The following is a 19,279-nucleotide window of genomic DNA, read 5'->3' on the forward strand; positions in this document are numbered from 1 at the left end:
AATTTGCTGAATGAAATAAAGAAAATAATTGCATAACCCACGTTATTATTTCTATATCTCAATAAAAAAATCCTGCATTCTTAAAAAAAACAATGTAATGCTCCCCTAAGAAAAAATCCCCAACTGCTTAAACAGTCAGGGATTAAAAATGTATATCCTAAAATTATATGAAATTGGTAATTTAGATTTCCAAAGCTGCCTTAGCCAGCTTATCAGCCAGCTCATTTCCCTCTACACCGGTATGGCCTGCCACCTTTACAAAGGTTACAAGAACGCGCCGTTCCTTCATAAAGGCTGCATAACGGGTAGTAAGCGGTGTATTGGTCTTCCAATGGCCCAATGCCCACTCGGAAATACCTACATAATCATGGCATATAGTAATGTGCTCCAGCCCCTGGGCCTCGGCCCAAAGCACTGCCTCCATGGCTCCGGCCACCTCGCCGGCCACGTTATGGAGCTTGGCAGCCTCCTTAGAGGTTCCCTTGCCATTAGCCTTGAATATCAACTGGTTGTTTTCGTAAATAGCCATACCCCAGCTGTATTCCCCGTTAAAATAGGAACCATCAACGTATGCCACAACACCTTCTACAGGCGCTGATAATACTTCCTCATCATTCATATAGGCCTCAGCCTCAGCTTTGGTGACAAAGCCCTTGAACTTGGCACCCTTAAAACCCACGGTCTGCTTCTGACATTCAGCCCATGTAGTATAAATTCCCGGCTGACGCCCCTGCTTTACAGCATAAAATTTCTTTTGAGCCATTATCTGTTCACCAAATCCATAGCTGTTTCCTGTGCCTCATGGAGAATTCTTTCTTCGTCCAGGGTAAGGACCTCACCCTTCTCCATGATCACCTTACCATCACAGATTACAGCATCCACGGAGCTGGAGCTTGCAGAATATACCAAAAGGGATACCAAATCATGGCGAGGGCACCAGTCAGCACGGTTCATGTCATAAAGAACAATATCAGCCTTGTAGCCAGGAGCCAACTTACCCACCTTATCCAGCAGAAGGGCCTTGGCACCGTTTTCAGTACCCAGCTGGAGAGCCACCTTGGCAGGAACGGCCAGTGGATCCAACTCATTTACCTTGTGGAGCATGGCTGCCAGACGAACCTCCTCCAGCATATCAAGATTGTTGTTGGAAGAAGCACCATCCGTACCAAGAGCAACAATTATTCCTTCCTTCAAAAGACGGGGCACAGGAGAAACGCCACTGGCCAGCTTCATATTGGAGCCAGGATTATGAATAGCGGAAATATTATGCTTCTTCATAATGGCAATATCCTCATCATCCAGCCATACGCAATGAGCAGCAATAGCTGGAAGCTCAAACAGTCCAGTATCTTCAATGTACTTAAATGGACGTTTGCCGTACTGCTCCTGTATCTGCTTGATTTCTGCCTGGGTCTCATTCATGTGAATATGAATTGGAATCTGATGCTTTACAGCCAGCTCCCTGGCATATTCACAGAACTCAGGTGGACAGGTATATGGTGCATGAACTCCCATCATGATTGTAATAAGACCATCACCGGCACCATGATAATTCTCAAATAGCTTAACATTGTCCTCCAAGATCTGGCGACCTGCAGGGAACAGTCCAATGGCACCGCGGGCAATTACACCACGGATACCAGCCTTGATGGTAGCCTCGATAATGGACTCCATGTGAGGTCCATACATATCTGCATAGGCAGTAGTACCAGTTTTAATCATCTCCAAAAGTGCCAGCTCGCCGCCTACGCGAATATCCTTTTCCACCATCTTGGCCTCTGTTGGCCAAATGCGGTTATTGAGCCAATCCATGAGCTCCATGTCATCGCCATAGCTTCTCAGCATAGTCATGGAAGCATGGGTATGACCGTTAACAAAGCCCGGTGCTGCAAAGTGGTTGCTGCCGTCTACTGTGCGATCTGCCTTAAAATCAGCGGGAATGTGGCCAATGGACAGGATCTCAGTGTCCTTAACGGCAATGTCAGCCTCTTTAACAGTATAATCATCCAACAGCACATGGGCGCCCTTAATAAGTAAATTGCTCATTTATTACCCTCCATCAAAATAATAACATTAATAATCAGGATACCATTTCTCTATCTGCTCCCGAGGAATCTCAAAATGCTGGTAATCCTTTTCCTCATCCCAGTCACCGCCCCATTCAAAGCCATTTTCCTCAAAGAGGCGGACACAAATATCATCCTTTACGATTTTATAGGGATATTCCTTTTCCCTATCGCAATACTGCTTTCCATTTTCCGGCACAATATAGATACTGCCATCCTCCAGTGTCTTTATATACGGGTTATACCTTGGATTTATGTCCACTGCCAGCCCCAGGCCATGCTTGGAAATCCTGTTGGTATGAGCCACGAGGCGAAAATTAAAGCAGGAGCCGTTATTATCCGCCATGGATTTGTCATCATCTGCGTCGTATTCATCGATAAGACGGAACTTCTCCATGGGATAGCTGCATTCATATAGCTTTTTAAAAATATCCAAAACCCGTTCTGCAATGTGAAAATTGCAGACCATCTCACCCTCAAGAGTTTCTCCCTTAAGGTTTTTATGAAGAAAATGAAGATACCTTAATTCTGCCACTGGCACAATACAATGCTTGGCAAAGGACTTACCCTCCATCCTTGCAAAAAGCTCAGGGGAAATTTCCTCAATATAAAAATCCTTGTCTGTCATTATATTTTCGCTCTCCCTATTAAATCACTACATTTTATGATATTTCATTAACCAAAAGAAGTCAATTAAGCATTATTTCACTTTTCATACAAACAATGAAAATGCTATAATTCAATGAGGTGCTTTATACATAAACTTTATTCTAAAAAGGAGTAAATCTAACTATGAAAAAACGTGCATTATTGGCAATTTTTGCTCTGTTCATGTGCCTTGGCATGATAAGTGGCTGTGGTTCCAACAGCGGATCGTCAGATTCAAAGACTATTTCCATGGCTCTGTCCAACGAGCCGTCCTCCCTGGATCCTGCCATGACCTATGGTCTTTCTGAAAGTGATGTGGAGCTGGCCATCTTTGAGGGACTTACCCGTGCAGATGAAAAAGGTGTGGCTCAGCCGGCCCTGGCTGAAAAATGGGATGTGTCTGCTGACGGACTTACTTATACCTTCCACCTTCGCAAGGATTTAAAATGGTCTGACGGCACTCCTATCACCGCCAAGGATTTTGAATATTCCTGGAAGCGTGTACTGGATCCTCAGCTTGCATCCGGCAATGCGTATATGCTTTTCATCATTGAGGGTGCAGAGGATTATAACAGCGAAAAAGGAAGTGCTGATAAGGTAGGCATTAAGGCTGTGGACGATAATACTCTGCAGGTTAAGCTCGTAGAGCCAGCAGCATATTTCCTTGACCTCACCGCATTCCATGCTTTCTATCCAGTACCAAAGCACACAGTTGAGGCAAACAAGGATGGCTGGGCTGGCAATGCTGAAACTATCGTGGGCAACGGTCCATTCAAGATCACTAAATGGACACATTCCAGCGAAATCATCCTTGAAAAGAATGAAAACTACTGGAATCCTTCTGTAGTGGCTTCCAACTCTGTAAGAATGCCTATTAGCGAATCTAAGAGCACCCGTCTCACCATGCTGGAGAGCAACCAGACTGACCTTATTGTTGATCCACCACCTGCTGATGAAGATCGTCTGAAGGAAAAGGGCCTTTACAAGGTTGAGCCACAGCTGGGTACCAGCTACTATATCTTTAATGTAACCAAAGCACCTTTTGACAAGGTTGAAGTCCGTAAGGCCTTTGCTATGGCAGTTACCCGCAAGGATATGATAGAAAAGGTAGTAAGAAACGGCAAGAAGGCCGCCAACACCTTTGTACCACCTGGAATAAATGTAAACGGCAAGGATTTTGCTGAAGAAACCGGTTCCCTGGTGGTTGAAGATCCAGCACAGGCCAAAAAGATATTGGCATCCTCCGGATATAATGGTGAGCCTGTAACCATTCTTTACAATACCAATGAAATGAACAAGGCTATCGCCGAGTCTATTCAGGCCATGTGGAAGGATGCTCTGGGGGTAAATGTTGAGCTTACCAATCAGGAAACCAAGGTATTCTATGCCTCCCGTGAAAACGGTGAATATCAGGTGGCTGCAGCTAACTGGATTGCTGACTTTGCTGACCCTGTAAATTTCCTTGATATATTTACTGCCAAGGATAACGATGCCCAGTATCACAATGCTGAATACAATGCCATCATGAAGGCTGTTCATAAAGAGGTGGACCCTGCCAAGAGGGCTCAGCTCATGCATCAGGCCGAAAAGAAGCTCTTTGATGACTGTGTAATTATTCCGCTGTACTACACCTCCCAGGTTATTGCTGTAAATCCTAAGCTTACAGGCTATTACTGCTCCCCTACGGGTGTAATTGATATTATCAAGGCTCACAAGTAATAAGGATTCAATATGTCCGATATAAAGGAAGTTCTCTGCTCACTGGCAGAAAATAATAAGGAAACATTAAATAATATAGCTGACTATATTCATGCAAACCCGGAGCTGGGCTGTGAGGAAGTAAATGCCTCCGCTTATCTCCGGCAGCTGTTAAAAAACGAAGGCTTCACGGTGGAGGATGTGCTGAAGGACCAATTCCCCACTGCCTTTAAGGCTTCTTATGGAAATGGTGATATTAACATTGGCTTTTTGGCAGAATATGATGCCCTGCCAGAAATTGGTCACGGCTGTGGCCACAATCTTATTGCTGCCATGAGCACCACTGCTGCCATAGTCTGCGGAAAGGCACTGAGAGATAAGATTACCGTTCATCTCTTTGGCTGTCCCGCTGAAGAAACTATTGGCAGCAAGGTAATGATGAGCGAAGCAGGAATATTTGATGGACTGACAGCTGCTCTTATCTGTCATCCTGGAAGTGACACCACCTTTGGTGGCACCTCCTACGCCACCCATCCCCTGCAGATAACCTTCAAGGGAAAGCCAGCCCATGTGGCGGATCCGGATTATCATGGAATAAATGCTTTGGATGCCCTGGTGGATTTTTATACCCAGCTTACAGAGCTGGCAAAGACCTTTACAGAGCCTTATATTCTGGGAAGGATAATCACCGAGGGAGGTACTGCTCCCAATATCATTCCCGACAGGGCTGTAATGAAAGCCACCATCCGCGCCCTCAGTACCATATACCTTGAGGAAGCCATGCTTCCAAAAATCAAGGAGCTTGCTAAAAGAATTTCTGATAAGCACGGTACAGAGGTGGATTTGTACCATTATGAGCCATTGTTCAAAAACATGGTTAATCATAAAAAGCTGGAGGCTTATGCCAGGGATAATTTCTCAAGCCTTGGCATTAAAGATATAAAAGTCTTTCCGGATGATTATGCCGACGGCTCCACAGATGTGGGAAATGTAAGTCATGTGGTCCCAACCATTCAGCCAGAAATCAAAATTGGTGATGATATAGCAGCCCATACCCCGGAATTTGCCGTTGCTGCTGATAGTGCTTATGGCAAAAAAATGGCATTAAAGGCTGTAATGGGTATGTGTATGACGGTGGCTGATATTGTGGAAAAGGGCTTGTAAAGCCTAAAATATTAAGCCGACTTAATAAAATAAGGCGTAAAAAAGCGCGATGTGGCGGAAAAATTCGTCACATCGCGCTTATTTTTATTTCTTCATATCGTCAATGATGAAGTTGAAATAAGTATTTGGATAAGGCTCATTCTTCAGGAAGAAATGCCACCACTCAGTATCAATAGGTTCGAAGCCATGCTTCATCATGGCCTCACGGAGAATCATGCGGTTCTTGAACTGCTTCTCGGTAATCTTGCCATTTTTAGGAACTGACTTACCCTCAAATTTTCCGGTATATTTGCCAGTATCAGGGTCACCGCACCATGTTGGATGGCTTTCCAGACCAAAATGGTCGAAGGTCCCCCCCATATCTACTTCCTTGCCGGTATTCATATCAAACAGAGTCAAATCAATGGCAGAGCCACGGCTATGACCAGACTTGGCATCAATATAGCCATCGGCAAACAATCGGGTCTTATCTACCTCTGGGTAGAAATAGTCCTTCATACGTTTATCCCCCAAATCCTCAGCCCAGGCCACAAAATTATCTACGGCCCGCTGCGGACGATAGGCATCATATACCTTCAGCCGATATCCCTTTTTCTTTACATCATCCGATACTTCCTTTAATGCCTCAGCGGCTTCCCGAGACATTAATATACTTGGCTGGGTATAGCCATTGATACGATCTCCCACAAAATTGTAGGTGGAGAAATAACGGACCTCCTGAATGATATCAGGCACTACATCAGAAAGCACCACAAATCCTGTAGGGTCATTTACATCCACGCTTTTGGCCTGATTTACAATTGCACTGTTATCAGCCTTATCGGCAAAAAAAGCAGCATGACCGTGAACAGGCATAAACACTGAGGAAGCCAACAGCATTCCACCAACTAATCCTAAAAGCTTTTTATTCATTAAAATCCCTCCTAATGTGTCTATATTCCACATAGTTATCGTTTTTCCTTCAAAATTAAATTGAATGACAGGCGATTTGATGACCTTCAACATTTTTGATTGCCGGCATTTCCTTAAAGCATTTATCAGTTGCCTTATTGCAACGCGGAGCGAAAGGACAGCCTGTCATATCGCCGGTTCCGATTTCCCCCTTGATGCTGGAAATATCCTGACGAATATCCGGATCTGGCACTGGAATAGCCGCCAATAGTGACTTAGTATATGGATGCAATGGGTTCCTATAAAGCTCTTCTGCATCTGCCAGCTCCATAATAGCTCCCATATACATAACAGCCACCCTGTCACTGATGTATTTTACCATGGCCAAATCATGGGCAATGAAAAGATATGTCAGTCCCAATTCCTTTTGCAATCTTCTCATAAGATTTACCACCTGGGCCTGAATGGAAACATCCAATGCTGAAATAGGCTCATCGCAGATTATAATATCTGGATTTACCGCCAAAGCTCTTGCAATGCCAATTCGCTGTCTTTGCCCACCACTAAATTCATGGGGAAAGCGATTAGCCTGCTCCCTGCTAAGGCCCACCAGCTCCAGAAGCTCATACACCCGTTGCAGCTTTGCCTTGTTATCATCATAGACATGATTAATTTCCAGTGGCTCGCCAATGATTTCCCCCACGGTCATGCGGGGATTAAGGCAAGCATAAGGGTCCTGGAAAATCATCTGAATACGTTTCTCCGGTCCCTTGGATAAATCCAGCCTCTCACCATGGAGATAAACCTCACCAGCAGTAGGCTTGTATATACCCATTATAGTTCTGCCGGCTGTTGTTTTGCCACAACCGGACTCGCCCACCAATCCCAGGGTCTCACCTTTATTAATATCAAAGGATATACCATTTAGTGAATAGGCGTACTCCTTCGGATGCCCGAAGAAATTCTTCTTGGTAACAAAATGCTTCTTTAAATTTTTAACGGAAAGCAAGGGCTTGTTATTTGGGATTTCTATATTATTCATGGTGCCCCTCCTCTCTGTCACGGACTGGAAGCCAACATTCCACACAATGTTCCTTACCCATATTTTCATTATTTGGACGATAGGCAGCACAAACCTTCATGGCATCGCCACATCTGGGGGGCAAAGCTGCACCCCTTAATATCATAAAGTAAATCAGGAGGATGCCCCTCAATAACAGGCAGCTCAGTATCATCCACCTTATCCACTCTTGGCAGAGAGTTTAGAAGACCTCTGGTATATGGATGCTGTGGGTTATGGAATATTTCACCTACCGGGCCGGACTCCACTATACGGCCAGCATACATAACATTCACTCTGTCACAAATACGGGCAATGACTCCCAAATCATGAGACACCAATACTATGGACATCTTCATTTCACGACGAAGCTCATCCAATAATTCCAATATTTGGGCCTGTATAGTTACATCCAAGGCTGTGGTTGGCTCATCTGCAAACAACAATTTTGGCCTACAAATAAGTGCCATAGCTATCATTACCCGCTGACGCATACCACCGCTGAATTCATGGGGGTAAGCCTTCATACGCTCCTCTGCCTTGGGAATACCCACCCTCTTTAAAAGAGCCAGGGCTTCCTCATGGGCATCCTTTTTGTTTAACCCCTTGGATTTAATAATACCCTCCGTCATTTGTTGTCCAATGGTCAATACAGGATTTAATGAAGTCATTGGATCCTGAAAAATCATAGCCATGGATGTACCACGGAGCTTAGTCATTTCCATATTGGACTTATTGGTAATATCTTCACCTAATAATTTTATGTTGCCTTGATTTATAAAGGAGTTTTCCTCTGGCAAAAGGCCCATTACTGCATGGGCAGTAACGCTTTTACCACAGCCGGATTCCCCCACAATACCAACGATTTCACCCTCATCAACATTGAATGTAACTCCCCGGACTGCCTTTACATCTCCCCGATAGGTATGGAAGCCAACTGATAAATTATTTATTTCTAAAATCATCCTTAAGCTCCCCCCTTAACGGCGCATTTTAGGGTCCAGGGCATCCCGCAGACCATCACTGAAGAAATTAAAGGCCAACATGGTTAAGCTGATGGCCAAAGCAGGGAAAAATAACTGAAATGGATATGCTCCCAAAGTATTAATCCCATCAGAGCAAAGTACACCCCAGCTGGCCATTGGCGCAGAAACACCAAGACCGATAAAGCTCAAAAAGGCCTCGGTAAAAATAGCATCCGGGATGGAAAGACTCAATGATACTATAATAACCCCCAAAGAATTAGGAATAAGATGCTTCAGAAGAATACGGGCTGGACTTGCTCCCATGCTGCGTGATGCCAGCACAAATTCCTGCTCCTTGATTTTCAGCACCTCTCCACGTACAATTCGGGCCATTTGCAGCCAATAGCTGATACCCAGGGCAATATAAATATTGAGAAGCCCCGGCTTAAAGACCACCATTAACAATATCACATACAAAAGGGTTGGCACACTGTAGAGAATATCCACGATATTCATCATAATTCGGTCCGTTCGCCCTCCCACAAAGCCGGAAATACCACCATAAAGCACTCCAATAAAGAGATTAATCAAAGAAGCCACCACACCGATGGACAAGGAAATGCGGGCACCATAAAGGACACGGATAAGCATATCCCTTCCCAGATTATCGGTTCCAAAAAGATGCTCCATGGTTGGGGCCATATTAGTTCTGGCAAAATCCTGATCCTCATAGGAAATGCTGGAGAACATTGGTATGAAAATAGCAGCCAGCATCATCAGTACAATAAATCCCATACCCAGCATGGCAGCCTTGTCCTTTTTCAGGCGAATCCAGGCGTCCTGCCAATATCCCATGGATGGTGCCTGCTCTGACTCCACAGCCAAAGCCATCTCAGATTTGCTCAGAGGAGAAAAATCATATTTGTTATTCATCCTTAATCCTCCTTCGCCCCAATATTAATACGTGGATCCAGCATAGGATAAATAATATCCACCAGCATATTCATCAGGATAATAATGGCACTATAGAATATGGTAACACCCAAAATCACTGTATAATCACGATTATATATGGAGGTTACAAAATAGCTTCCCAGTCCAGGTATAGCAAATATAGTCTCAATAACAAAGGAGCCTGTCAAAATACTGGCTACCATCGGACCAACATAGGTAACTACTGGAATAAGAGCATTTGGTAAAGCATGCTTAAATAGAATATAGGTAGTCCCCAATCCCTTTGCCTTGGCAGTTTTAATATAATCCTGTCCCAAAACCTCCAGCATACTGGAGCGGGTCAGCCTTGTAATAAAGGCCATTGGCATAGCTGCAAGGGCGAAGGCAGGCAGGATACGGCTTTTCCAGTCAATCCACATGGCGGCAGGAAGCAGTCCCAGCTTCATGGCAAAAATCTCCACCATAAGAGCTGCCAGCACAAATCCCGGCACTGCAATACCGATGGTTGTCAATAAATTAACAGTGCGGTCCTGCCAGTTATTTCGACGATAGGCTGCCAGCACTCCCGCCGGAATACCTAACAATAAAGAGATAAGAATGGCCTCCATGCCCAGCTCAAAGGACACAGGAAAGCTCTCCCCAATAATATCATTGACAGAGCGGCCCACATATTTAAAGGATGGACCCAAATCACCATGAAGAATATTCTCCACATAATCCATATACTGAGCGGTCAAAGGATCATTTAGCTTGTAACGGGCCTCAATATTGGCCTGCACAGCAGGAGGCAGATTCTTTTCCGCTGTAAATGGTCCACCTGGTATGGCGTGCATAAGCAAAAATGTAACCGTCATTACTATCCACAGCACAATTATGGAATTTAATAATCTTTTACCCAAATAATTAAGCACTTTGGCTTCCTCCCCAAAATGTTATTTAAAAAGCATGACAAAGAGCGTCCATAACCTTTTCTTCCCAGATAAAGTTATTGCTGAACTCGCCGTGGCTCCGCTCATCTTCCTCGGCCATGCCCTCACCATTCATAATATACACAAAGCCATCCTTAGTCCCCGGTACATAAAACATCCCGGAATAAAGGCCAAAGGCCTGACCAGTATGCCCCACCAGAAAAATATCATGGTGCTGACAAACTCTGGCAGAAGAATCTCCCCTTATCTGATATAGCCCCAAGCCATAGGACAGAAGCGTATCATCAGCAGTATCACCATTACTGCCATCATAGCTCCACTGGGCCTTTGTCATTTCATTAACGGAAGTCTCAGATAAAAATTGCTTGTCCCTAAATGTCCCCTTATTCATCAGCATTACCAACGCATTGAACATACCCTCCAGGGAAATACGGAGTCCCCCCTGAGGTGCAAAGAAGGTTGCATTAGTACCCGGAACATAATTTTCTAATGAATATACCCTTGGATCGTCATTTATGGCATAAGGATTTTGCATTGTAACCGTATCCCTGGCAGGCTTGATACCATTATAGAAATCCATAACAGGCCGCCATGGCATATCGTCCCGCCATCTTCCCCCAATATCCTTTTTTTGATACAGGGTACCCAGACTGGCAAATTCCGTGGCAGACAAATTCCCCGGCAAATAGCCTCCGATGATATCCAATTCCTTTAAAATATTATTTTGTAAATAATAATCAAAGCGCTCATCAGTTACTGCCTCAATAATGGTGCCCAAAAGACCGTAATTGAGGTTGCAGTAACAGAAAAACTCCCCCACAGGCTCGTTTGCAGGGGAAAAATGGGCCCCATCCTCATAAAATTTGCCCTCAGGAACAAAAAACGCCCTTACTGAATACCCAGGTGGGATACAGTAAACCACACCATCACGTAAACCAGATGTGTGATTGGCCAGCATTCTCACAGTAATTTTCACGTCTGGAAAATCAGGATGACGTAAGGTAAATCCTAAATAATCACTGATATCATCATCAAGATTAATTATTTCAGCCTCCACCAGCTGCATAATTGCATAAACAGTAAATTGCTTTGACACAGATGCTATACGAAAAAGAGAATCCGCCTTAAACAGCTTTTGTTCCTTACCAAAGGCTGCATACCCGCCACAATAGCTAAATACTGGTTTCCCGTCCTTTATAAGAACAGCTCCCAATCCTGGAACCTGGGTATAGTGGTTCCCCACCATACCCTTTAATTCATCTTCCAATAAATCATACTCATCCATGAAATTGCCTCTTTATGCTGGATAAATGCAAACACGCACATTATTATCAACGTGCTGCAGAATTTTTATCATGTTTTCCTCACTGACAGCAATACATCCTAAGGTATAATCATATTCTCCCATGCAATGCAGGAAAATATAAGACCCCCGTCCTGGTACACATTCCCGGTTATAGGTTAAAAATAAACCATAATTAAACTGTGGTGCCCCATTGTTCATAGGGTCCAAATCCAGCTTTTCCAATACCTTCTTAGGAATTTTACGGTCGTCAATCAGCTTATTATAATAAGGCCCATCAGCGCAGAAAATATGCTCGTCAAAAAGAAGGTAATCAGCCTTGGTACCCGGATTAGGCTCTATACCACCAGCGGTAAAAATACCGAAATCACCCTTTGGAGTTTTCCTATCTCCCTCCTTGGTCTTGCCTAAACCATTTTCTCCTACAAAGCCCTCACACTTCAATACCATATTCCATTTTTGCTCATCATCCTTTTCATACAGCTTTACATCAGCCTTGCTGTCCCCCTTGTACTGTACGAAAATCACCTGCTGAACACAGGATATCTCACTGTATTGGTTCAGCTTATCCTGCCAGAAGGGATTTTTTTCATTAGGGGCAGCGGCCTCAGCCACCAGAGAGCCCTTTAAACTAAATAAAAGGCACAATAAAGTTAATAATAATACCTTCATAAAAAAGGCACCGTCCTTTCAATAAGAAGCAAGCTGAAAGTCTTCCAGCTTTCATTGCCCTTACACGCATACTAAGCTCACACTGTGCCTTTCGGCTTGTGTTCGCTAAGTATTTATAGTAAAAATAGGCTCCTAAAATCCTTAGAAGCCTATTAATTATTTTAAATAAGTCTCATTTAATTAGCACTGATGCAGATAAGCGTACTGTTCAGGAGTCAGCTCATCAATTTCGATGCCCATGGCAGCCAGCTTGATTTTCGCAATCTTCTGGTCGATTTCCTCTGGCAATACATATACCTTATTTTCCAGCTTCTCATGATTTTCGAGAATGTACAGGGCTGAAAAGAACTGAACGCCCCAGGAAAGGTCCATTATCTCAGCTGGATGACCATCGCCACAGGCCAGGTTCACAAGGCGTCCCTCACCAAGGAGATACAGCTTCTTACCATCAGCAAACTTAAATTCCTCAATGCCTTCCTTCACCTGCTTGCGGGACTCAGTCATGGCCTGCAGCTCAGGGATGTTAATCTCTACATCAAAGTGACCGGAATTGCACATTACAGCACCATTCTTCATGGAAGCAAAATGACGCTCACGAATAACATCCTTATCACCAGTAAGGGTAAGGAAAATATCACCAATCTTGGCAGCCTCATCCATTGGCATTACACGGAAGCCATCAAATACAGCCTCAATAGCCTTTACTGGATCAACCTCAGTAATGATAACATTGGCACCAAGACCCTTGGCACGCATAGCACCGCCCTTGCCGCACCAGCCATAACCAGCGATAACAACGGTCTTGCCGGAAATTACAAGGTTAGTGGCACGCATGATGCCCTCCCAGGTGGACTGGCCAGTACCATAACGGTTATCAAAGAGGTACTTACAATAAGCATCATTGGCAGCCATCATAGGGAACTCCAGCTTGCCAGCAGCCTCCAGTGCCTTGTCACGAAGAACACCTGTGGTGGTTTCCTCGGAGCCGCCAATAATCTTTGGCAGCAGCTCACGGCGGTCATTGTGGAGACGATAAATCAAATCGCCACCATCATCCATAATAATATCAGGCTCAGTGTCCAGTGCCATATCAATATACTTGTCGTATTCCTCCATGGTGCAGCCATGATGAGCCAATACAGTTACGCCTTCCTCAACCAAAGCAGCACATACATCATCCTGAGTGGATAATGGATTGGATGCAGTGGCAATAACCTCAGCACCAGCATTTTTAAGTACAAGAGCCAAATATGCAGTCTTTGCCTCCAGATGCATGGTCATAACCATACGCTTGCCGGCAAATGGCTTGGAAACAGAATATTCATCATTTACAGCCTTCATAACAGGCATAAAATTCTTTACCCAATTGATTTTATCATGACCAGAAGGTGCTAACTTAATGTCTTTAATTTTAGATTCCATAATACGCCTCCTAAAAAATCTGTTTTAAATAGCTAACAACTTATTATACCGCATTTGTTCATTTTTTTCTATGTTAACAGAAAAAGAATCACAACTCTTTTCCTGCCACATCTGAAAGGTATTTGTGATCCGCCACCTTAAGGCGAATTGGGGTAACTGTAACATTGCCCTGATTACAAAGAACCACATCGGAAATAGGGCTGTTGCCCTCATCTACAATATTGCCTTCTACCACATAATAGATTCTTCCATCAGCATCAGTCCGCGGAATATAGGCATTTTCATAATTTCTGATGCCCTGATATGCCCACAGCCACTTGAAATCCTTGGACAGCTTAACAGGAAAATTAATATTGAGAAGGTATTCCTTCTCCTCTCTTTCCATATTCAAAATATCCGGCAGCTTCTTTACCAGCTCCCTGGCCACCTCATCAAAGGTCATAATAGGGTTATAGCTAAGAGAAACTGCAATAGAGCGGATATTATGAATAAAGCCTTCCTTAGTAGCACCAACTGTTCCCGAATAAATTAAATCAGTCCCCAGATTAGAGCCATCGTTGATTCCGGAAATAACGAGATCAGGATACTCCTCCTCATTATTCTGCAGTACCCCTTCAAGATACAGCTTAACGCTGTCTGCAGGGGTTCCAGCGATACCATAGGCCTTGATACCATATTTTTCAATAAGTGGCTCATATTCATCAATATAAATACGCTGTCCCACTGTAATGGCGTGGGCCTTGGCACTCTGCTGGCTTGCAGGGGCTGCCACAATAACCTCATGCTCCTTGTACAGGTGCTTAACCAGGGCTTCAATTCCAGGGGACATAACGCCATCATCATTAGTAATAAGAATCTTCATACAATCACCCTTCATATACAAAAAAAAGGCTGGAAGATATCCAACCTGTAATGATTCATAATGGTGACCCACCGGGGACTCGAACCCCGAACCTGCTGATTAAGAGTCAGATGCTCTACCAGTTGAGCTAGTGAGTCATAGAAACAGGCTGCAAAACAACCTGTAATATTTTCAATGATGACCCACCGGGGACTCGAACCCCGAACCTGCTGATTAAGAGTCAGATGCTCTACCAGTTGAGCTAGTGAGTCATTTGCTTTACGCAACAATTGATATTATAGTCATTTCATATATCCGTGTCAACAAAAAATATGAAAAATGTAAACTTTTACATGGATAATATTATTTATCCTCAAATATCCTCTTTATATATTTTTCTCCCAAGGCTTTTTTACATTGTTCAAGTATTGGCTCGATTAGTTTTAGGGCCTCTTCCCGATTTTGGGCTGCTGCGGTTATGCGAATCAGACAGCCATCTTCTTTGGCATAAGTGGCTACCGTTGGATTTTCGTTGTCGCACAGGTCACCTAACCGCTCAGCACATGGTCCTTCACCAACGATTGTTACCGATACTTCATCACGGCTCATCATTTTTATATCCATAGAAACAAATACTTTATCACTGAATTTCCGAAGATAAGGTACGCCATATTCCTTAAACATTGGCTGCATTTCCTTTGGAGGCCCCGGAAACAGCATACAATACTTGCCATTATTTTCCATAATACAGCCAGGTGCAGTACCGTTATGATTGTACATTATAATGGAATCCTTTGGTACGTACGCCTGCTTTTTCTGGCTGTCACTGAACTGGGTAAAGCCACTGCGGGTCATGCGTTCCTTCATCATTTCCCAGGCCTTTTTATCAAGAACTACTTCCTTATGAAAATAGTCCATAAGCATTTCCTTGGTAAGGTCATCCTTGGTAGGTCCCAAACCACCAGTGAGAATAACCATGTCACCACGGGAAAAGGCCACATCAAGAGCACCCTTTATGCGATCAGGATTATCTCCCACCACAGTCTGGTAGTAGCATTCCATACCCAGCTTTGCCAGCTCCTTCGAGATAAACTGAGCATTTGTATTGACGATATTGCCCAAAAGGAGCTCTGTTCCCACACTAATTATTTCTACAATCATTTCCACTTTTCTCCTTAATATATAGTTAGCATTGTATTAACTGTTTTGCTGCCTAAATGCATGGGGACTGCATCCCCTATACAAGCGAAAGGCCTTGCTGAAATGACTTGGGTTATAATATCCACATGCCATACCAATGGATAAAATTGACTCATTGGACTCCAAAAGCATTTCCTCAGCCACCTGTAACCGGTAATTTTGTATATACTGACGTGGCGACATATTGAATATGGACTGGAAACACCGCTGGGCCTCCCGCTCACTTATTCCAGCCTGAGCTGCCAAATCCTCCACAGATATCTGATCACCATAATGACCATGAATATAGTCCACCATCAGCTTTATTCGTTCCATTTGCGGCGTTGTATAGCCTATCCTTGAAGCTGTTGGATGGTCACTTAGGATAGCCAATGCTTTGCCTATATTATACCTAAGATCAAGCTCAAAGCCGAAAATTTCTTTTTGAGCAGCTATAAATGCTCTTCTGATATTGATTATGACATCCCGTTCCCTTTTTACATCAGTGTGCAAATATTTTCCTGAAAACATTTCATCGGTAACAATTGGCTTAACATATTTTTTATAAATAACATTTGCAATGCCACCGCTTATGAATTTCTCATCAAACAAGATGCAATATAGCTGACAGCGTTCCCCATCCAGCGCATATCTGTGCAATACCCTGGAATTGCAAAAAAAGCCATTTCCTGCTTCTACTATTGCCCGTTTACCTGCGTATTCAACTACAGCGCGGCCAGATGAAACATACATAAATTCCAGCTCACGATGCCAATGCCATGGCAATGATTGAATACCTCCTCTATTCCATTCAATGCAATAACTGCTACAAGGAAAAAGGGGATTATCATGCATTTGCTCTTTTTCCTTATCCGCCATTATACGGATTGTAGTCATTTTCTTAATCATAAAAACCGCCTTATTTGTCGCATAGAGAACATTTTTTGTCGTATAAAAGGCAGAAAACCTAGGCTTTACAAGATATAATAAAATCACAATAAGAAATAAATAAAATTTTTAAAGGAGGAATCGACCATGAAAGCAGCAGTAAGACTTTCCAACATGGAGCGTTTGTTAATGAACGTTAATACCCATCATCACAGTTTCTTGGAGGGCGAGGATTTTCACTCTGTAAAAGAGAGCAACCTCAGTTATCGTCTTGGTATTCACGAATTACGCATTGGTACCTTTGCAGCTTTGGTGGTAGGAACTGCTTTAGCTATTTGCCTTTAATATACAAGCTAATTATACGGCAAGCATCCAGTTATTTCTACCCCCCATTTAAAATAATGTTCTAAAAACGACGGGATTGTTTTGTGCCTCTTGGCACATAAACAATCCCGTTTTTTCGTGATGTACCTACTCTACATATAAAAATGAAACATATACTTTTATGTTTTTTCAAAAAAGAGACAGCCGTAAGGCTGTCTCTTGATGTTTTAGAACTTATAAGTGTAGTTAAGCATAAAGGTTGTTGGTGCACAGAAATAATCAGAGGAAGAATTAGATGTGCGATCACGTCTGTTAAGTACATTTTCAATATTAAGATTAAATTCGCTATGCTCATCCGGAGTATAGATAAAGTTCCAATTAGACAGGAGATAAGGCTTAACAGCCTCATTTGGTCCAGATTGGGACTGATAACGAGAGCACATATATGTAAAGTTCAAATTAGTCTTAAACTTCTTATATTTGTAGCCAATTCCACCATCTAACTGGAGACGACCATATACATTTTCCCACTGATTCCTCATCTGAAGCTTCTTAGCGTTATCGCTCTTACTCTGTGGATGCTGCCATGTTATACCATAGTTATAACTCCACTTATCTCCACCATCTATCTTGCAGGATAATTCAATACCAGTATTGCGGAAATCTACATTTGTATACTGATAATATTTCTTTTTCGTATCCCATGATGCGGTAATATTATCCTCGACATCAATATGGAAAAGAGCAGCCTTCCAAGTGTGACTACCATGATTTTGTTTCCAGCCTATTTCATAATTGATACCCTTAGCTGGTTTTAAATCAGGATTTGGAATAGCGAAATCAGTATTCTTATTCATCTCTGAATAAGTTGGCATCTTAAAGGACTGGGCAATAGACAAATACAGGTTATTTTCCTCATTCATCTTATGTAACCAAGAACCGGACATACTAAAATTATTATAGTTCTGATCCCTATAGGCACCAGTAGTCCAAGTCTCACGGGCACCAAAGGTTGCAGTATTCTTTGCGTCAAATTGGTGCTCTATCTGAGTAAAAGCAGCCCAAACATTTCTGCCAAAACTTGAATTTTTTGAACTAATAATGTTCTTTTTTGTATCAGTTGTTATATATGCATTATAAATTTCTCGCTGACCACTAATACCAGCAATAAGATTAGTTGAATTATTTAAATACCATTTCTTCTGAACATCTGCACCGTAAGAGACGTTTTTCTCACGTGTATGGTATGGGGTACCTGCATAATTTAATTTGTTGGTAACTCCTCTTGATTCGATAAAGTTTAGATTATTAAAAATTGAAACCTTCCAATCCTTATCATGGAAAACAGCTTGGAAATTGTGATTTGTAGTATCATAACGTCTGGTCTGGTAAAGATCTCCGACCTTAGCTTTGCCTGTATAACCTGGTAAAGTAGCAGTTATATATCTGTCATAATATCCCATATTCTCAGAAAAATTATAATAAATATCCCATTTATCATTTAGAGAGCCAGAAATATTAAAGTTTTCCTTAGATAAATCTCTGGTATAATACCTCAATTCTGCATTTTTTGCATCCTTATTAATATTTGGTGTACACTGGTCAAAGCTTTTGCCAAGCATGGATTTATAATAACCCACACGCCAATTACCACTGCCTACATTTACCCCATAGTTATATCCTTCACGATTACCAAAACCTACTGTAACAGTATTTTCCTGAGTATTTTTCTTCAAAATGATGTTGACTACACCACCAATAGCATCGGAACCGTACAAAGTAGAACCATTGCCCTTAATTACCTCTATACGTTCAATATTACGTGCATCAATGGAGCCTAAATCATATTTTCCTCTATATTCCATAGGCGTACCATTAATCAAAATTAAGGTACCATCCTTATAACCACGAATAATTACATCATTAGTCATGGTGCCCATATTGGAATTAGCATTACCTATACAATCATACTGAATACCATTTAATTGCTTCAGTACATCCATAGCAGATCTAACGCCCATTTCTTTAATTTTATCTGCAGTAACAATCTCAGTACCAGCAGGAACATCCACGTCCTTCTTCTCAGTTCTGGTTGCAGTTACAATGACCTCCTCGTCACCGAAATCCACAACATCAGCTGCAAATACGCTTGAGCCAGCGGCCATTATTGCCAAAGCAATAGCAGCACTCAAATACTTCTTTTCCTTCATTTTCCATTCTCCTCTAAAAATTATTATTAACAAAGCTGTTACAGCCTTGATAACATGCCCATTAT

At 42.6% G+C, this 19,279-nt stretch carries 18 protein-coding genes and 2 tRNA genes; 3 read left to right on the forward strand and 17 right to left on the reverse strand.

Translation table 11 applies throughout. The annotated features are described in order from the left end of the window. Positions 1 to 181: 181 nt before the first annotated feature. Genes B6K08_RS06520 through B6K08_RS06530 form a run of 3 tightly spaced genes read right to left on the reverse strand, consistent with a single transcriptional unit; the run spans position 182 to position 2,694 of the window. Positions 182 to 763: a ribonuclease H1 domain-containing protein gene (locus B6K08_RS06520; protein WP_080325736.1), complete on the reverse strand. Its 582-nt coding sequence runs from the start codon at positions 761 to 763 to the stop codon at positions 182 to 184. Beyond that, positions 763 to 2,046, reverse strand: a complete 1,284-nt coding sequence (locus B6K08_RS06525) for an amidohydrolase (RefSeq protein ID WP_080325737.1) — start codon at positions 2,044 to 2,046, stop codon at positions 763 to 765. The genes B6K08_RS06520 and B6K08_RS06525 overlap by 1 nt, the downstream gene beginning before the upstream one ends. A 27-nt stretch (positions 2,047 to 2,073) precedes the next feature. Then, the gene (locus B6K08_RS06530; protein WP_080325738.1) at positions 2,074 to 2,694 is read right to left on the reverse strand and encodes a M15 family metallopeptidase; all 621 of its coding nucleotides are present in this window, start codon (positions 2,692 to 2,694) and stop codon (positions 2,074 to 2,076) included. A 164-nt stretch (positions 2,695 to 2,858) separates the two neighbouring features. Between B6K08_RS06530 and B6K08_RS06535 the strand changes: the two genes are divergently transcribed. Next, on the forward strand, positions 2,859 to 4,433 hold the full coding sequence (locus B6K08_RS06535; RefSeq protein ID WP_080325739.1) for a peptide ABC transporter substrate-binding protein: 1,575 nt from the start codon (positions 2,859 to 2,861) through the stop codon (positions 4,431 to 4,433). A gap of 12 nt (positions 4,434 to 4,445) precedes the next feature. Continuing rightward, complete coding sequence (locus B6K08_RS06540) at positions 4,446 to 5,576, forward strand: amidohydrolase (RefSeq protein ID WP_080325740.1); 1,131 nt, start codon at positions 4,446 to 4,448, stop codon at positions 5,574 to 5,576. 84 nt (positions 5,577 to 5,660) lie between these two features. Here B6K08_RS06540 and B6K08_RS06545 read toward each other — a convergent pair whose 3' ends face one another. From B6K08_RS06545 to B6K08_RS06605, 13 genes are all read right to left on the reverse strand, one after another. Then, entirely contained in the window at positions 5,661 to 6,488 is an 828-nt protein-coding gene (locus B6K08_RS06545) for a M15 family metallopeptidase (protein WP_080325741.1), read from the reverse strand. 55 nt (positions 6,489 to 6,543) lie between these two features. Next, positions 6,544 to 7,509: an ABC transporter ATP-binding protein gene (locus B6K08_RS06550; RefSeq protein ID WP_080325742.1), complete on the reverse strand. Its 966-nt coding sequence runs from the start codon at positions 7,507 to 7,509 to the stop codon at positions 6,544 to 6,546. 68 nt (positions 7,510 to 7,577) lie between these two features. After that, positions 7,578 to 8,492: an ABC transporter ATP-binding protein gene (locus B6K08_RS06555; RefSeq protein WP_234985265.1), complete on the reverse strand. Its 915-nt coding sequence runs from the start codon at positions 8,490 to 8,492 to the stop codon at positions 7,578 to 7,580. A 15-nt stretch (positions 8,493 to 8,507) separates the two neighbouring features. Next, entirely contained in the window at positions 8,508 to 9,425 is a 918-nt protein-coding gene (locus tag B6K08_RS06560) for an ABC transporter permease (protein WP_080325743.1), read from the reverse strand. Between the two features lie 2 nt (positions 9,426 to 9,427). Continuing rightward, positions 9,428 to 10,357 (reverse strand): ABC transporter permease, encoded by a 930-nt coding sequence (locus tag B6K08_RS06565; RefSeq protein ID WP_143254856.1) that lies wholly within the window; start codon positions 10,355 to 10,357, stop codon positions 9,428 to 9,430. A 25-nt stretch (positions 10,358 to 10,382) separates the two neighbouring features. Then, complete coding sequence (locus B6K08_RS06570; RefSeq protein ID WP_143254857.1) at positions 10,383 to 11,660, reverse strand: serine hydrolase domain-containing protein; 1,278 nt, start codon at positions 11,658 to 11,660, stop codon at positions 10,383 to 10,385. 12 nt (positions 11,661 to 11,672) lie between these two features. Then, positions 11,673 to 12,350, reverse strand: a complete 678-nt coding sequence (locus B6K08_RS06575) for a L,D-transpeptidase family protein (RefSeq protein WP_080325744.1) — start codon at positions 12,348 to 12,350, stop codon at positions 11,673 to 11,675. Between the two features lie 180 nt (positions 12,351 to 12,530). Further along, on the reverse strand, positions 12,531 to 13,772 hold the full coding sequence (locus B6K08_RS06580; RefSeq protein ID WP_080325745.1) for an adenosylhomocysteinase: 1,242 nt from the start codon (positions 13,770 to 13,772) through the stop codon (positions 12,531 to 12,533). An 88-nt stretch (positions 13,773 to 13,860) separates the two neighbouring features. After that, complete coding sequence (gene surE / locus B6K08_RS06585; protein WP_159446726.1) at positions 13,861 to 14,634, reverse strand: 5'/3'-nucleotidase SurE; 774 nt, start codon at positions 14,632 to 14,634, stop codon at positions 13,861 to 13,863. 61 nt (positions 14,635 to 14,695) lie between these two features. Next, positions 14,696 to 14,771: transfer RNA gene (locus B6K08_RS06590), tRNA-Lys, on the reverse strand. A 41-nt stretch (positions 14,772 to 14,812) separates the two neighbouring features. After that, a tRNA-Lys gene (locus B6K08_RS06595) sits at positions 14,813 to 14,885 on the reverse strand. Positions 14,886 to 14,976: 91 nt separating this feature from the next. Continuing rightward, positions 14,977 to 15,774 (reverse strand): molybdopterin-binding protein, encoded by a 798-nt coding sequence (locus B6K08_RS06600; RefSeq protein WP_080325747.1) that lies wholly within the window; start codon positions 15,772 to 15,774, stop codon positions 14,977 to 14,979. Between the two features lie 36 nt (positions 15,775 to 15,810). Beyond that, the gene (locus B6K08_RS06605; RefSeq protein WP_027397742.1) at positions 15,811 to 16,701 is read right to left on the reverse strand and encodes an AraC family transcriptional regulator; all 891 of its coding nucleotides are present in this window, start codon (positions 16,699 to 16,701) and stop codon (positions 15,811 to 15,813) included. Positions 16,702 to 16,827: 126 nt separating this feature from the next. Between B6K08_RS06605 and B6K08_RS06610 the strand changes: the two genes are divergently transcribed. Continuing rightward, positions 16,828 to 17,025: a hypothetical protein gene (locus B6K08_RS06610; protein ID WP_039209967.1), complete on the forward strand. Its 198-nt coding sequence runs from the start codon at positions 16,828 to 16,830 to the stop codon at positions 17,023 to 17,025. A 206-nt stretch (positions 17,026 to 17,231) separates the two neighbouring features. On the opposite strand, the gene B6K08_RS06615 is transcribed toward B6K08_RS06610, so the two are convergent. Further along, complete coding sequence (locus tag B6K08_RS06615; RefSeq protein ID WP_039209970.1) at positions 17,232 to 19,214, reverse strand: TonB-dependent receptor plug domain-containing protein; 1,983 nt, start codon at positions 19,212 to 19,214, stop codon at positions 17,232 to 17,234. Positions 19,215 to 19,279: the final 65 nt, after the last annotated feature.

The organism is Anaerovibrio lipolyticus DSM 3074 (assembly GCF_900141865.1).
Lineage (GTDB): Bacteria > Bacillota > Negativicutes > Selenomonadales > Selenomonadaceae > Anaerovibrio > Anaerovibrio lipolyticus.

Bases quoted from the DNA above. Each gene is read 5' to 3' on its own strand.
- B6K08_RS06580 (WP_080325745.1), bottom strand. From the start codon at position 13,772: ATGGAATCTAAAATTAAAGACATTAAGTTAGCACCTTCTGGTCATGAT.
- B6K08_RS06530 (WP_080325738.1), bottom strand. From the start codon at position 2,694: ATGACAGACAAGGATTTTTATATTGAGGAAATTTCCCCTGAGCTTTTT.
- B6K08_RS06555 (WP_234985265.1), bottom strand. From the start codon at position 8,492: ATGATTTTAGAAATAAATAATTTATCAGTTGGCTTCCATACCTATCGG.
- B6K08_RS06615 (WP_039209970.1), bottom strand. From the start codon at position 19,214: ATGAAGGAAAAGAAGTATTTGAGTGCTGCTATTGCTTTGGCAATAATG.
- B6K08_RS06535 (WP_080325739.1), top strand. From the start codon at position 2,859: ATGAAAAAACGTGCATTATTGGCAATTTTTGCTCTGTTCATGTGCCTT.
- B6K08_RS06540 (WP_080325740.1), top strand. From the start codon at position 4,446: ATGTCCGATATAAAGGAAGTTCTCTGCTCACTGGCAGAAAATAATAAG.
- B6K08_RS06525 (WP_080325737.1), bottom strand. From the start codon at position 2,046: ATGAGCAATTTACTTATTAAGGGCGCCCATGTGCTGTTGGATGATTAT.
- B6K08_RS06520 (WP_080325736.1), bottom strand. From the start codon at position 763: ATGGCTCAAAAGAAATTTTATGCTGTAAAGCAGGGGCGTCAGCCGGGA.
- B6K08_RS06545 (WP_080325741.1), bottom strand. From the start codon at position 6,488: ATGAATAAAAAGCTTTTAGGATTAGTTGGTGGAATGCTGTTGGCTTCC.
- B6K08_RS06600 (WP_080325747.1), bottom strand. From the start codon at position 15,774: ATGATTGTAGAAATAATTAGTGTGGGAACAGAGCTCCTTTTGGGCAAT.
- B6K08_RS06575 (WP_080325744.1), bottom strand. From the start codon at position 12,350: ATGAAGGTATTATTATTAACTTTATTGTGCCTTTTATTTAGTTTAAAG.
- B6K08_RS06605 (WP_027397742.1), bottom strand. From the start codon at position 16,701: ATGATTAAGAAAATGACTACAATCCGTATAATGGCGGATAAGGAAAAA.
- surE (WP_159446726.1), bottom strand. From the start codon at position 14,634: ATGAAGATTCTTATTACTAATGATGATGGCGTTATGTCCCCTGGAATT.
- B6K08_RS06560 (WP_080325743.1), bottom strand. From the start codon at position 9,425: ATGAATAACAAATATGATTTTTCTCCTCTGAGCAAATCTGAGATGGCT.
- B6K08_RS06610 (WP_039209967.1), top strand. From the start codon at position 16,828: ATGAAAGCAGCAGTAAGACTTTCCAACATGGAGCGTTTGTTAATGAAC.
- B6K08_RS06570 (WP_143254857.1), bottom strand. From the start codon at position 11,660: ATGGATGAGTATGATTTATTGGAAGATGAATTAAAGGGTATGGTGGGG.
- B6K08_RS06550 (WP_080325742.1), bottom strand. From the start codon at position 7,509: ATGAATAATATAGAAATCCCAAATAACAAGCCCTTGCTTTCCGTTAAA.